The organism is Streptomyces saintjeani, from assembly GCF_055409605.1.
This window is the reverse complement of the sequence record NZ_CP189624.1, coordinates 7,357,672-7,371,308: the sequence shown is the minus strand read 5'-3', so window position 1 is coordinate 7,371,308 and position 13,637 is coordinate 7,357,672. Positions and strand designations below refer to the sequence as shown.

Genomic DNA, 13,637 nt, shown 5'->3' with positions numbered 1-13,637 from the left:
TCTACGACTTGTCCGCTGATCATCCACTATTACCGGTGCGACCGGCTCGTCCGGCGGGACCGGGCTCACACCACCACCCCGGGCACCACCGCCAGCTGCTGGTACCCCCCGCCCCGGTGCAGCACCGTCAGCTTGACCTCCTTGCCCGGCTCCGCCTTCCCCACCGCCCGTACGAGGTCGGCCGCCGTGTCGATCCGGGTCGTGCCGAACGTCAGCAGCACGTCCCCGCGCACGAGCCCCGCCGTGTACCCGGGCCCGGGTACGTGGACGGCGACGATCGCGGCGCCCGCCTTCTGCGCGTCGACCGCCTCCACCCCGAGCGCCGCACGCGCGGGCGGTGCCGAAGGAGCCGGGGAGGGCGCCACCGGCACGGGCGCGGGCGCGCCGGGAGTGGCCTTCGTCCCCGCGTGCGCGCGGGCCGCCTGCTTCTGCATCTCGGCCAGCTTGCTCATGCCGATCACCGTCGCCCCGACCGTGCCGAGCCCGACGCCGGCCAGGACGAGGACCGTCGCGGCGAAGAACCCGAGCAGCAGGGTCGTGATCCGCCGCCCCCGCCGCCGCGCGGCATGCGGACGCCGTACGGTCCCGCCCCGCTCACCGCCCCCGGGCTCCCGTCCGGGCATCGGCTTGGGCCGCAACGCAGTCTGTTCCATGGCGATCGCCTCCGGCAGGTGCTCTACCCGGCCCGCCCTCCCCCGACGTGCCACGAACGAGTGAGACTGACCGCCGGTCAAAGGAGGTACAGCCGCCCCCGCGCGTCGCCAGTCGGCCCGCGGCACCCGCGCGCGGGACGCCGCCCGGCACCGGCCACGCGCGCGTGCCCCCTCACCCCAACGCCCCCACCAGCTCCTCCGCAGCCCCCGCCAACACCCCCGCGTACACACACTCCACCCGATGCACCACCCGAGGCCCCGTGAGCGTGACCGTGAACGTTCCCGGCGCCCCCTCCCCCACCGAGCGCGGCAGCAGCGTCAGCCCGTGCCCCGCCGCCACCAGGGACGTCAGTACGCGGACGTCGGTCCCCTCGTACCGCAGCGCGCCCCGGAAGCCGTGCCCCCCGTTGGCCGCGCGCAGGTGCGCCAGCGGCAGCCCCGTGTCCGGCGCGTCGATCCAGCGCGCGTCCGCGAGGTCGGCGAGCCGGAGCCCCGGGCGTCCGGCGAGGGGGTGGGACTCGGGGAGCAGCACCCCCGCCGGTTCCTCGGAGACGCCGTGGGTCGTCAGGGGGGCCACGTCGGGCAGGCGCAGCGGGTCGCTGGGGGCCGCCAGGCCGTCCACGAGGCCGACGTCGGCGGCGCCGGTGGCGACGGCCGCGGGGACGGCCTCGCGGGCGAGCACGCGCACCGTGACGCCGACGGGCGGGAGCGCGGCCAGGACGCGGGCGCCGAGCGCGGTCGGGGAGGCGGCGAGGGTCAGGCCGTACGCGGGCGCGGCAGCGAGGCGGGCGACGTCGGCGCGGGCCGCGTCCAGGCGCAGGAGGAGGGGTTTCGCGTGTTCGAGGAGGCGGTCTCCGGCCGGCGTGGGGGTGACGGGGCGGCGGGTCAGCAGGGGTGCGCCCAGGTCCTGTTCGAGCGCGGCGATGTGCTGCGAGACGGCCGACTGCGTGTAGCCCAGTTCGCGGGCGGCCCCGGAGAAGGAGGCGAGGCGGGCGACGGCGACGAAGGTGCGCAGGAGGTGGGGGTCCATGCCCGCCAGGGTGTCATCAGTTCTGCTTATTGAGGGTCCAAGAATCATCGTTGGACGTGAACTCGGTTCCTGTCCCAGGATCGTCGGCATGACAGCACGCATCGCCCTGGTCGGTGACCGTTCCCCGCACGTCGTCTCGCACACCCGTATCCCGCTCCTGCTGGAGGCGCTCGCCGTACGGGACCGGCTGGTCCTGGACGCCTACTGGATCCCCACCGAGGACGCGGCGCGGGAGGGCGCCGTACGCGGGTTCGACGCGGTGTGGGTCGTGCCGGGGAGCCCGTACCGCAGTGAGGAGGGCGCGGTGGCGGCGATCCGGTACGCGCGCGTGGCGGGCGTACCGTTCCTCGGGACGTGCGGCGGGTTCCAGCACGCGCTGCTGGAGTTCGCGCGGGGCGCGGCGGGGCTGCCGGACGCGGCGCACGCGGAGAACGACCCCGGCGCCGAGGAGCCGATGCTGGCGCCCCTCGCCTGCTCGCTGGAGGGGCACGAGGACACCGTGCTGCTGGAGCCGGGTTCGCTCGCCCACACCGTGATCGGCGCGGAGCGCACGGTGGAGCGCTACTCCTGCCGGTACGGACTGGCCCGCCACGAGGACGCCCTGACCGCGCACGGCCTGCGCTTCTCGGGGCGGGACGCGGCGGGCGAGCCCCGGATCGCCGAACTCCCCGGCCACCCGTTCTTCCTGGCGACGCTGTTCCAGCCGGAGCTGTCGGGCGACGGCTCGCGCCCGCACCCGGTGGTCAGGGCGCTGGCGCGGGCCGCCGTGGACCATGCCGCACGCGCGCGTACGGCTCAGCCCGTGTGACCTCCGTGTCCCCCGTGCCCGCCCCCGCCGTGGTCGAACTTCAGCGCCTCCGGCGGCAGCACGACGAAGGGCCGCATCATGCCCATGTCCTCGTGCTCCAGGAAGTGACAGTGGTACATGAACCGCCCGTACGCGCCGTCGAACGTGCCCATGACCCGCAGCCCCTGTCCGCCGAGCGCGCGGAAGACGTCCTTGTACCCCTGCTCGTTGGCCGGGACCGGCACCACGTCCGGCTTCAGCGCGATCGGGGTGGCCGTGCCGCCGATCTCGGGCCGGAAGCCCGACACGTCGTACACGTCCCGCCCCATGATCTGGAAGTCGGCGAGGTGGATGTGCATCGGGTGGGCGAACCCGGCGAGGTTGAGGAACGTCCACTGCTCGTAGGAGCCTTCGGCGACGGTGAAGCCCAGGCCGTCGTTGAAGGTGCGGGAGATGCGCCGGTACGTCTTCGGCGTGCCGTCGGCGCCCGCGACCTGGATGATGCCGTCGGCCGGGAGCTGGAGGCCGTCCGCGTTCTCCAGGGGCAGCATCTCCCAGATCTCCGGGTGTCCGCCGCCGCCCTTGGTGCCGGGCGGGGTGAGGACGATCATCCGGTGCTCGTGCGGCGTGTCGTGGCTGATGCGGCGGAAGGAGCCGGAGAGCACCTCGGGGAGTTCGAAGGTGTCCGGTTCGCACGCCTCACCGACGCGGAACTGCATGACGTCGGGGTAGCGCACGTCGCCCGCCGGGTCGGGCACGCCGGGGGCCTGGTTGGGGCCCTTGTTGACCAGCCGCAGGGTGCGGCCTTCGAGTCCGCGCAGGTCGAAGAGGAGGTCGAAGCGCTCGGCCGGGGCGGCGATCAGCGCGGGCATCGCCGCGTCGAAGTCGATCGGCACGGGGCGCGGCAGGAGCCCGCCGTCGCTGCCGATCTGGTGGACGACGCCGGGCACCGGGAGGTCGTCCTCGTCGAGCAGGACGAGGTTGTAGATGCGCCCGTTCGACGCGTTGACCAGGCGGAAGCGGTACCAGCCGGCCTCGACGTCCGCGTAGGGCCAGATGCGGCCGTTGACCGTGGAGTACGGGCCGGTGAACGGGATCGAGACGGGTTTGCCGGTCTCGGGGCTGGTGCCGACGATCTGCGTCTTGTGCAGCAGGCGGCCGTTGAGGCGGCCGTCCTCGTCGGTGTCGAGGTTGCGGTCGGCGAGCAGCAGCGGCAGTTCGCGCCCGCCCGCGGGGAGCCCGAGGGCGTCCTCCTCGTCGTCGCGGACCAGGTACGTGCCGTACAGGCCCGTCATCACGTTCCACCGCGTGATGTTCATGGCGTGGTCGTGGTACCACCACTGGACGGCCTGGTGGTCGTTCGGGTACTCGGAGAGCTGGGCGTCGCCGAAGCCCACCGCGTTGTCGGCCCACCCGTCGTTGCCGCCGCCGGTCTGCGCGCCGTGCAGGTGGGTCACCGACCAGGCGGGCAGGGCGGCGACGTCCTTGTTCGGCTCGACGCCCTCACGGCCCGGGTCGGTCGTCGTCCCCGGGCGCTGGACCTCGACGGCGGTGACGGGGTACTCGCTGCCCTCGGGGATGCGGTTGGTCCACGCGATGCGTACGCGCTGGCCCCGGCGCACCTCGATGGTCGGGCCCGGCACCACGCCGTCGTAGCCCCACATCAGGGTCGGCGGCAGTTGCGGGTGCAGGCGCACCCACGCGGGGCGCAGGGCGATCTCGGTCTCGTGCGTGACGTCCCCGTGCGCCGGGCGCAGCACCGGCGGGACGGTCAGCGGTGCGGCGTACGGCGTCAGCTCTTGGGCTGCCGCCGCCGTCACTTCGTTCTCGGTCGTCTTCTCGACGGTGTCGGTCATGAGGCACTACCCCCGTAGTGAGTCGGTTCGGACGTTCCCCTCACCCCAGAAGACTCCGTATGCCTCCCCAAAGTTCAGTGAATGTCCTATTCCGAAAGAGAAAGTCCTGAAAACACCGTGTTCATCTGCTGACCGACGGCCACCGGCGCCCGGTCGGGGAGGAACCCGTGCGCGCGTGTGGCGAGGTGTTCCGGCTTGTAGCGGTCGACCTGGCGGTGCCAGTTGAGGACGCCGGCCATCCAGTGGCGCAGGTCGGCGACGTAGGTGTCCATCCCCGCGCGCGCGTCGGACGACAGGTCGAAGTCGTCGTACAGGACGGGCAGTTCGTGCGCGACGATGTGCTCGAACTGCTCCATGCGCTGGTTGATGAGATCGGCCACGATCCGCGCGCCCGTGGGGTAGTCGCAGCCGAAGAAGTTCTGGACGACGAGGATCGCGTTGTGCACCTCGCCCTCGTACTCGATCTCCTTCTGGTACGAGAAGACGTCGTTGAGGAGCGCGCCGTAGTCGATGGCGGCGTTCTCCAGGGAGCGCACGGGCCCGCTGGCGTAGACCTCGGGGGGCACGGCGGGGCCGAGGCCCAGGCGGCACATGCTGAGGGTGAGGTCGGAGCCGAAGGTGGCGCGCCGCATCTCCAGGTAGTCGACGGGGTCGGGGACGCGGTGCTGGAGCTGGTTGGCGAGCTCCCAGAGCCAGCTCTCGGTCATCACGTCGACGCTCGCCTTGAAGGCGCGCCGCTCGTCCGGGGTCATGTCGGCCGTGGTGTCCGCCCACAGGTCGGCCAGGCCGCGTTCCAGGCCGCCCACGGGCACCGGGGGCGTCTCGCCGTCCTCCACCGGCATGCACGCGCTCAGGCGCGCGGTGGCCACGCGCGCGCCCGCGAAGTCGCCGCGCCGGCCGAAGACGAGGGGGTAGTAGTCGTCGGCGTACGTGCCCCAGGCGAGCCAGCGCGAGCTGAGGTCGAGTTCGCGCGCGTCCGCGTCCGGGTCGATGCCGGCGGAGCACAGCGGGAGGTCGGCGGCGCGCAGCCGGTCCTCGTCCCAGACGCCCTCGTCCAGCATGCCGGTCGCGCGCATCCAGGGGACGAGCCGCTGCCGGGCGCCCTCCAGGTGGGGGCTCAGCCGCACCTCGTACGGCATCCGCAGCTCGGGCAGCAGGGACGGGCCGACCTTCTGGTACGGCACGTGCGCGTACGCGCGCAGGCGCTCGGCGGCGGCCGACGCGAGGAGCCCGGCGACGCCCGCGGCGGACGTTCCCGGGCCCGTCAGGCGCTCCCAGGGGTTCGTCGGGCGGGCGTTCTTGTTCATGTAGCGGCTGGAGCGCATGTGCCACTCCTGGCCGCCGGACTGCCAGTCCTGGAGGCCCTTGGTGTACGCGCCGATCGCGGCCACCTCGTCGGGCCGCAGGCCCTTCTCCAGGGCGATCGCGGGGACCTCGGTGAACGCGGTGTGCTCGAACTGGTGCAGGCGCGAGGTCAGGATGTCGTTGACGGTGTCGGCGGCCTCCTGCGTCGTGCAGCCGAAGAACGTCTCCAGGACGAGGACGCCGTTGCTGTTCTCGCCCTCGTCGAGGACCTCGCGCTCGTACGAGAACAGGTCGTTGCGCAGGTGCACGGCGTCCGAGAAGGTCTCCATCAGCACCCTCAGCGGGCGCGTGCCGACGACGGCGCCGGGCACCTCGGCGGTCGCGTACTCGACGAGCCCCGCCGACCAGGGCGCGCCGCCGACCTTGCGGCGCATCTCGATGTACTCGACGGGGTTGGCGATGCGGCCCTCGTCGATGTTGGACAGCTCCCACATCGACTCGTTGAGCAGATGCTCGGTGGCGGTCGCGAACCGGCGCCGCCAGTCCCCGGACATCGCCGGGACCGTGCGCGCCCACAGGTCCGCGAGCCCCGCCTCGACGGGGTTGAGCGGCTCCGGCACGGGCGTCGACAGGTCGAGCGGCATGAACAGCGGCAGCCGGTCCAGGTGGGCCTTGCCGGCGGCGCGGTCCGGGGTGCGCTTGTACATGTCGAGGAAGTGGTCGTCGAAGAAGAACACCCACACGTACCAGTCGGTGATCAGCGACAACGCGTCCGCGTCGCAGTCGGGGTGCGTGTACGCGCACAGCAGCCCGTAGTCGTGCGCGTCCAGGTCGGCCTGCTCCCAGATGCCCGACCCCTCCAGCATGCCCATTTCGCGCGCCCACGCGGTGGAGTGCGCGCGGGCCTGTTCGACGTGCGGGTTCAGCCGCGCGGGGTGCGGCATGTAGAAGTGCGGGAGTTCGAACGGCTGAGTCATGGCCGGGCCTTACCCACGCCTCCCGGGGCGCATCCGTACGGCCGCACATGATCACACCATCGCGTGAATTCGGTCCGAACGGTTGCGCGAGCGCCGGAGTGCGGACTCACGCAAGGGGCGCGCGAAGCACCGTACGCCCCCTGCCTTCAGACCCGTACGCCCTCTTGCCGCCACCCCCTCCCGCCCCGCACCGTGACCTCATGACGACCCCCTTCACGCTCCCCCACGAGCTGCACGGCGACGGCGCCCACAAGGTGTTCGCGGTGCACGGCTGGCTCGCCGACCGTACGGCGTACGCGCCCGTCCTCCCCGACCTCGACCGGTCGGCGTTCCAGTACGCGCTGGTCGACCTGCGCGGGTACGGCGCGGCACGCGACGCGGGCGGCGCGTTCACGACCGCCGAGGCCGCCGCCGACCTCGTGGAGCTGGCCGACCGGCTCGGCTGGGCGCGCTTCTCGGTCGTCGGGCACTCGATGGGCGGCGCGATCGGGCAGCGGCTGCTGGCCCAAGTCCCGGACAGAGTACGGCGGTTGGTGGGCGTGTCGCCGGTGCCCGCGTCGGGGCTCGACCTGCCGCCGGAGCAGTGGACGCTGTTCGCCGAGGCCGACCGGCGCCCCGAGAACCGGCGGGCGATCCTCGACGTCACGACCGGCGGCGCGCGCCCCGCCGCCTGGCTGGACCGGATGGTCGCCCGCTCCCTCGCGGTGAGCGACGCGAAGGCGTTCCGCGCCTGGCTCGACTCCTGGGCCCGCGAGGACTTCCACGCGGACACGGAGGGCTCGCCGGTGCCGTCCCTCGCGGTGACGGGGGCGCTGGACCCGGCGCTGTCGGCGGAGTTGATGCGGGCGACGTGGCTGGCGTGGTATCCGAACGCCGAGTTGTACGAGCTGGCGTCGGCGGGTCATTACGCCATGGACGAGACGCCGTTGGAGCTGATCCGGGTGGTGGAGGACTTCCTGAGGGCGGACGGCGACTGACGGATCGTCACCTTGCGCGCTTTCAGGCCCCCCGGACCTGGATCAGCGCCCGTGTCCCCCCGATCCGCCACTCCTGACCCTCAGTTGCCGTCAACGCCGCCTCGGTCTCGGCCGAAAGCCCCGTGATCACATCGGACTTGAGGGTCCTGAGCGCCGCGACCGCCCCCGGGAAGTACGCGGTGACGTCCGCGAACGGCGTCGTCGGCGGCCACATCCGGTCCCCCACCAGGCGCCGGTAGTTGAGGTCTCCCTTGAGGATCGTCACCGAGGCCCCCGCGAAGTCGGCGCGCAGGTCGTCCGGCATCTCCGCGTACCCCAGCGGCGCGGCGGAGAAGGGGTGCGCGCGCACGACGAGGGTCCCGTCGGACAGCGCGGCCCAGATCCGCCGCCCGCACTCACCGGCGGCACCGGGAGCCGCCACCAACTTCCGTACGGCGTCCAGGACATCGGCGTAGGTCGCGTCGGAGACGTAGTACGGGTACGGCTTGACGTGCAGGACCGTCCGCCCGATATGACGCTCCGTCAGCAGGTGGTCCAGGAACAGCAGGTCGGGGACGAGTTCGCGGCCCGCGTTGTCGGCGACCAGGCAGACGTTCGCCGCGTCCTTCAGCGCCGCCCACAGCGCGTCGCCGTCGTCGGCGACCAACGCCGGTACGGCGGCGCGCTCTTCGGCGCCGGCGTCGGAGAGGCGGAAGCCGAGGTCGGCGCGGTTGCCCCAGAGGGAGCCGTGCAGCAGGGCCCGGCCGCGTCCGTCCTCGGACAGGGAAGCCAGAGCGTCGAGAGCGGCCAGCTCCTCGGCGGTCTCCGGGGAGTCGAGTTCCGCCAGCTTGAACGGGCGGAAGGGGTCGACGCCTTGGCCGGGGCCGGGGGTGAAGTAGCCGACGGCTTCGAGGAGTTGCCGGTAGAAGTAGCTCTCCGACCAGAGCCACGGCACGTCGTACCAGGAGGTGCCGAGCAGGGCGTCGAGCCCCCAGGCCCGCCAGCGGCCGAGGTCGTGCGCATCGGAGGGGAGCGGCTCCAGGGCACCCTCCGTACAGGTGACCGCCAGCGCGTCGAGGGCGCGGGCCACCGTGGGGTCGTACGGGAACGCCTCGCGCACCTGGCGGATGATCGCGGGGTGCCGTTCGGCGAGGACGGAGCGGCGGAAGGAGCCGGGTTCGTCGCCGAGGAGCACCGGCGGGGCGGGGGTGTGGGGCATGCGGATCACCGTATCGCGCGGATCGGCCCCGTCACCGGCCCCCCGCGCCATGCCCCACACGGCACGGCGGACCCGCGCGCCCGCCGTACGACCACCTGTCCCCCGTCGGCCTTGTCGAAAACGCTTCCTGAAACGGATTCAGGCCACACGCGATCCCAGCAGCGCCGTGAACTCGCGTCCCACCAGAGCGAGTACGCCCCGCTCAGGACACGCACGCCGCCGTGATCTCCCGCTCCAGCCTCGACGCCAGGCTCAGATAGCGCGGTCTGCGCGGGACCGGGACGAGGCCGCGGATCAGGACGTACCACATCTCCGCCATCCGGCGCGGAAGCCGGCCGGACGCCTCGCGGGAGCGGCCCACCACGCGTGTGCCGACGAAGAAGCACACCAGCGAGTGCGCGACCGCCTCGATGTCGACGTCCTGGTGTATGTCGGCCTCACGGACCGCGCCGGACAGACCGCGGTTGATCAGCTCACCCCACTCGGAGAAGGGGTGGCGCAGCGGGGGTCTCACCGCGACTCCCCCGGTCGCGAGCCTCAACCCGGCCCGGGCGATGGGCCCTTCGACGGACAGCCGGGTCAGGCCGAACGTGAGCCGCATCAGCGCTTCGAGGGAGGAGTAGCCCCGGTTGTCGATCTCGCCCGCGACGCGCTGCGATGCCTGGGACTGGAGTTCCATGATCGCGTGGGCCAGGTCCTCCTTGGCCGCGAAGTGGAAGTACAGGGCGCCCTTGGTGACTTGGGCGTGCTCGACGATGTCACTGAGGCTCGTCGATTCGTAACCGTGTCGGTCGAACAGATCGGCCGCCGCCGTGATGATCGTCGCGCGGGTCTGTTCGGCGCGTAACTGCCTCGCCATCGCCTGAGACACTCCTGGGCCGGTAAAAGAACGGGTCATGCCGTTTGTTTCTCACCCCCTGTACACAATAACTCACCCTGCGGCGGCGTCGACCCCACACTCGAAGACTGCCGACTCCCGTTGCACGCCGACGACTTGGAGGTGTCCGCCGCCTTCGTCGCGAGCCTCGATCCAGACGGGTTCGTCCAGCTCAGCGTACCTGTGGAAGACCGCACGGTATGCGCAGGGGGCATATTTGCCCGGAAGAGCGAACCGGGCCGCCTGCCGGGCCGCCTCCAGCAGGAGCATCCCGGGGACGTGATCGAGCGGATGGTCGAAGAAAACGGGGTGCGCGGTATTTACCCGGAGCTGCCAACTCCCCCCGGGCGCCCCCGGATCGAGCCCGGGCAGGGCGAGGACGACGTCGGTGGACAGCGCCCGGTCCACGACCTGCGGCGGCAGCCCGGGCGGCAGCGGAACGGCCGTCACCGTGCCGGGGGTCCGGCCGCCGCGCAGCCTGCGGTAGACGGCCTCGCCGACGCAGGTGAAGGCGACGTCGGCGGTCGCGGCCTGCTCCCCGCAGCACAGGACGCGGGCGAAGTAGCGGCAGGCGGCGGGCTGGCGACCCCGGTAGCGCACCTCGGTGAAGTCGAGTTCGACGGTCGGCTCGGCCGGTACCGGCCCGACCTCCAACCGGTGCGGATCCGTGGTGACTTCGAACGCGTTGAGCACGAACTGCCGGTCCAGCGGGACGCCGTACTCGGTGTGCATGACCAGGGTGCCGGCCTGGCGGACCGTCTCCACCACCAGCAGGGGGTCGTAGGAGCACCAGTCCGGGGACACGTGTAACCCATGGGCACGGGGCCACTGTGCGCACACGGTGAAGTGGTCGGCCTCGGTGCGCTCCCAGCCGGTGAGAAACGTTTCGGCGAGGGCCGCCCGGTGGACGAACTGGCGAGGGACGGTTGCCGTCAGGGACGGGGTGTCAGCAGACTGCCGCGGTCGGGTCATCGCATCCTCCCTGCGGTCACCCATGAGCCACGGCGGACGGTGAATCGTCCCCACAGCGAACGTTAGAGTACGAGGCGACCGGTTTGGCATCAATGAGATCAGTCGACGGCATCCTATGATCGGGCCGAACAGACACACGATCGCGGGATCGGCCAACTCGGTCCCGCGGAGGGGCTCTTATGGCTAAACAGGAGCGCGCCATCAGAACGCGCCAAGCCATCGTGGAAGCGGCCGGTGAGGTTTTCGACGAGCACGGTTACACGTCCACCACCATCGCCATGGTCCTGGAGCGCTCCGCCGTCACCAAGGGCGCGCTGTACTTCCACTTCCCGTCCAAGGAGGCGCTGGCGCAGGCGGTGCTGGGCGAGCAGGTGCCGTTCGGGAACGTCCCGGCACAGGCGTGCAAGCTCCAGGAGATCGTCGACATGACGTTCGTCGTCGGCCAGCGCCTGCTGACCAGCTCCTTGTTGAGAGGGAGCATCCGCCTCGCCGTCGACCAGGAGGCGCCGACCCGCATCGATCACGGAGGGCCGTACAGGCAGTGGTCGGAGCGGCTGGAGGACCTGCTCGAACAGGCCCGGGACCGGGGGGAGTTGCTGCCGACTGTACAGCCCCGGCAGACGGTGGAGCTGCTCGTCGGCTGCTTCAGCGGGATCCAGCTGATGTCCCGGGCGCTGACCGGGCGCGCCGACCTGGGCGAGCGGCTGTCGGTGCTGTGGACGCACATCCTGCCGAGCATCGCCGTACCGGGGCTGCTGCCCGCGCTGGACACGAAGGCGGACCGGGGCGTGCGGGTCCTGGGGTCGCCCGAAAGGGCGGCTTCGTGAGGGCGGCCCCGGAGGCTTCGGGGAAAGAAACGTTTCCGGAAACGTCATGACGGCGGACCGGCCGGTGTCCATCCACACCGGCCGGTCCGCCGTTCGTCATGAGGCGAGGTCAACCACTGACGGTCTCACGCGAGTCGACGATCCGTCAGAACGTCAGCTTCCAGCTGTTCAGCGTCCCCGTGTCCTGCGCCGCGCTGTCGCGGACACGCAGCTTCCAGGTGCCGTTGGCGGTCTCGCTGGACGCGTCGACCGTGTACGTGGTGACGAGGTTGTCCGTGGAGTCCGAGGACGCGGCCTTCAGGCCGTACACCGTGCCGTCGGGCGCGACCAGGTCGATGACCAGGTCGCCGCGGTAGGTGTGGCTGATGTCCACGCCGACCTGGAGGTTGGAAGGCGCGTTGCCGGTGCGGCCGGTGACGGAGATCGAGGACTCGATCGCCGGGGCGTTGTCCGGGATCGCGGCGGCCGTCGTGTTGGAGAACACCGTGCCGCCGCCCGTCGAACCGCTCACCGCGGCGACGGCCTTGGCCGCGTCCGCGAGACCGGCGCCGCAGCCGCCCGAGCAAGCGCCCGGCAGGGGACGGGCGTTGGTCTTGATGGCCGACTCGATCTGGGCCGGGGTCAGCGCCGGGTTGGCCGACTTCAGCAGCGCGGCGAGGCCCGCGACGTGCGGGGTGGCCATGCTGGTGCCCTGGTAGTAGGCGTAGTTCTCGGTGGACGCCGTCTTGGTGCCGGAGTTCAGCGTGGAGAGGATGCCGTTCGCGGTCGCGGTGCGGGTCTCGCCGCCCGGCGCCGAAATGTCCACCAGGGCACCGAAGTTGGAGTACGACGCCTTGGCGCCCGCGCGGTTGGTCGCGGCGACCGAGATGACGTTGTTGCAGTTGCCCGGGTTGTGGTTCGCGACGTTGTCGCTCTCGTTGCCCGCGGCCACGACGACCGTCGTGCCCCGGCCCACGGCACCGTTGATCGCGTTCTGCGTCGCCGTCGAGCAGGCGCCGTCGCCGCCGAGGCTCATGTTGATGACCTTGGCGACGTTCGTGTTGGCCGGGACGCCGGAGACGGTGCCGCCGGACGCCCAGGTGATCGCGTCGATGATGTCGGAGTCGTAGCCGCCGCACTTGCCGAGCACGCGCACCGGGGAGATCTTCGCGCCGTGCGCGATACCGGCGATGCCCTTGCCGTTGTTGGTGACGGCGGCGATCGTGCCGGCCACGTGGGTGCCGTGCCAGGAGGAGGTGGAGGCCGGGATGCCCGAGCCGCACTCGTCGGCGTTGTACCAGTCGCCCGGGTCGGCCGGGTTGTTGTCGCGGCCGTTGCCGTCGACGGAGACGGCGGTGTCGGCGATGAAGTCGTAGCCCCCGACGATGTTCGCGGCGAGGTCGGAGTGCGCGACGTAGCCGGTGTCGATGACGGCGACGGTGACGCCGGTGCCCGTGGTGGTGTTCCAGGCTGCCGGAACGTTCATGCCGGCGGTGGTCTCGAAGAGGTCCCACTGCTTGGCGTACTCGGTGTCGTTCGGGTCGGCCTGCGGCCGGTTCAGGCGGTCCGGGACGACGTAGGCGACCGAGGGGTCGGCCTTGTACTGGGCGACGACGCCGGCGACGTCCGCCTGCGAGGCGTCCGCGCCGAGGTCGACCAGGGCGGCGCCGGTGCCGAGGCGGCGCGCGAAGTCGGCGTCCTTGGCGGTGGCGTCGGCCTCGGCGGCCTTGTTCGAAGTGGCCTCGTCCGCACCCGACTTGTAGCCGACGATGAGGCGCTCGGCGGTGACGCCGGGGGCGGCCTCGGTCTGCGCGGCGGACACGGGCGGCAGCGTGGCGGCGTCCTGGGCGGGCGCGGCGACGGACGGGAGCGTCGTACCGGTCAGCAGGGCCGCGGAGAGGGCCGCGACGGATATGAGCTGCCGTCTCAAGGCAGGGGAAGTGCGCAAAGGGGGTGCCTTTCATGGCCGGCTCCGGGCACAGGGGCGGGAGCGACGGTCGAGTTCGCTTCGGCGTCGAAGCGGTGGGGAGTGCGTCGAGGAGCGCGCGATGGCGGGCCAGGCGGGTCGGCCGACCGGTTTCGGGGTCACCTGTGGATCGGCTGTGGTCGAACGATAGGCAAAGAGAAGGTCATCCGGATACAGGGGAAACCCTCGATCACGTCGAGAGAACCCCATTTCCAGGGACAGTTGGGGAGTTG

Annotated in this window: 11 protein-coding genes; 3 read left to right on the top strand and 8 right to left on the bottom strand. The window is 71.8% G+C overall.

All coding sequences use genetic code 11. The features are described from left to right. Positions 1-65 precede the first annotated feature (65 nt). Both ACQCO7_RS33455 and ACQCO7_RS33450 read right to left on the bottom strand, forming a co-directional pair. Positions 66-653: a PDZ domain-containing protein gene (locus tag ACQCO7_RS33455; RefSeq protein WP_464075294.1), complete on the bottom strand. Its 588-nt coding sequence runs from the start codon at positions 651-653 to the stop codon at positions 66-68. 172 nt (positions 654-825) lie between these two features. Then, positions 826-1,683 carry a LysR family transcriptional regulator gene (locus tag ACQCO7_RS33450; RefSeq protein ID WP_464075293.1) on the bottom strand — a complete coding sequence of 286 codons (858 nt, stop codon included), beginning with the start codon at positions 1,681-1,683 and terminating at the stop codon, positions 826-828. Positions 1,684-1,771: 88 nt separating this feature from the next. On the opposite strand from ACQCO7_RS33450, the gene ACQCO7_RS33445 reads away from it, so the two are divergent. Continuing rightward, positions 1,772-2,491, top strand: coding sequence for a CTP synthase C-terminal region-related (seleno)protein (locus ACQCO7_RS33445; RefSeq protein ID WP_464075292.1), 720 nt, complete (start codon positions 1,772-1,774; stop codon positions 2,489-2,491). Here the strand turns inward: ACQCO7_RS33445 and phsA are convergent. Next, positions 2,479-4,326, bottom strand: coding sequence for an O-aminophenol oxidase PhsA (phsA, locus tag ACQCO7_RS33440; RefSeq protein ID WP_464075291.1), 1,848 nt, complete (start codon positions 4,324-4,326; stop codon positions 2,479-2,481). The two genes, ACQCO7_RS33445 and phsA, sit on opposite strands and share 13 nt — an antisense overlap. An 86-nt stretch (positions 4,327-4,412) precedes the next feature. After that, a complete protein-coding gene (gene cyc2 / locus ACQCO7_RS33435) occupies positions 4,413-6,608 on the bottom strand; it encodes a germacradienol/geosmin synthase Cyc2 (RefSeq protein ID WP_464075290.1) in 2,196 nt (731 codons plus the stop codon). A gap of 200 nt (positions 6,609-6,808) precedes the next feature. Between cyc2 and ACQCO7_RS33430 the strand changes: the two genes are divergently transcribed. After that, on the top strand, positions 6,809-7,585 hold the full coding sequence (locus ACQCO7_RS33430) for an alpha/beta fold hydrolase (protein WP_464075289.1): 777 nt from the start codon (positions 6,809-6,811) through the stop codon (positions 7,583-7,585). Between the two features lie 22 nt (positions 7,586-7,607). Here the strand turns inward: ACQCO7_RS33430 and ACQCO7_RS33425 are convergent, their stop codons facing one another. The 3 genes from ACQCO7_RS33425 to ACQCO7_RS33415 all read right to left on the bottom strand — a co-directional run bounded on the left by ACQCO7_RS33425 (position 7,608) and on the right by ACQCO7_RS33415 (position 10,632). After that, on the bottom strand, positions 7,608-8,783 hold the full coding sequence (locus ACQCO7_RS33425; protein ID WP_464075288.1) for a damage-control phosphatase ARMT1 family protein: 1,176 nt from the start codon (positions 8,781-8,783) through the stop codon (positions 7,608-7,610). Between the two features lie 202 nt (positions 8,784-8,985). Beyond that, positions 8,986-9,642: a ScbR family autoregulator-binding transcription factor gene (locus tag ACQCO7_RS33420; RefSeq protein WP_010353235.1), complete on the bottom strand. Its 657-nt coding sequence runs from the start codon at positions 9,640-9,642 to the stop codon at positions 8,986-8,988. A 72-nt stretch (positions 9,643-9,714) separates the two neighbouring features. Continuing rightward, on the bottom strand, positions 9,715-10,632 hold the full coding sequence (locus ACQCO7_RS33415) for a ScbA/BarX family gamma-butyrolactone biosynthesis protein (RefSeq protein ID WP_464075287.1): 918 nt from the start codon (positions 10,630-10,632) through the stop codon (positions 9,715-9,717). A gap of 179 nt (positions 10,633-10,811) precedes the next feature. On the opposite strand from ACQCO7_RS33415, the gene ACQCO7_RS33410 reads away from it, so the two are divergent. Next, a complete protein-coding gene (locus tag ACQCO7_RS33410) occupies positions 10,812-11,459 on the top strand; it encodes a ScbR family autoregulator-binding transcription factor (protein WP_464075286.1) in 648 nt (215 codons plus the stop codon). A gap of 145 nt (positions 11,460-11,604) precedes the next feature. Here the strand turns inward: ACQCO7_RS33410 and ACQCO7_RS33405 are convergent, their stop codons facing one another. Then, positions 11,605-13,386: a S8 family peptidase gene (locus tag ACQCO7_RS33405; RefSeq protein WP_464075285.1), complete on the bottom strand. Its 1,782-nt coding sequence runs from the start codon at positions 13,384-13,386 to the stop codon at positions 11,605-11,607. Between the last annotated feature and the right edge of the window lie 251 nt (positions 13,387-13,637).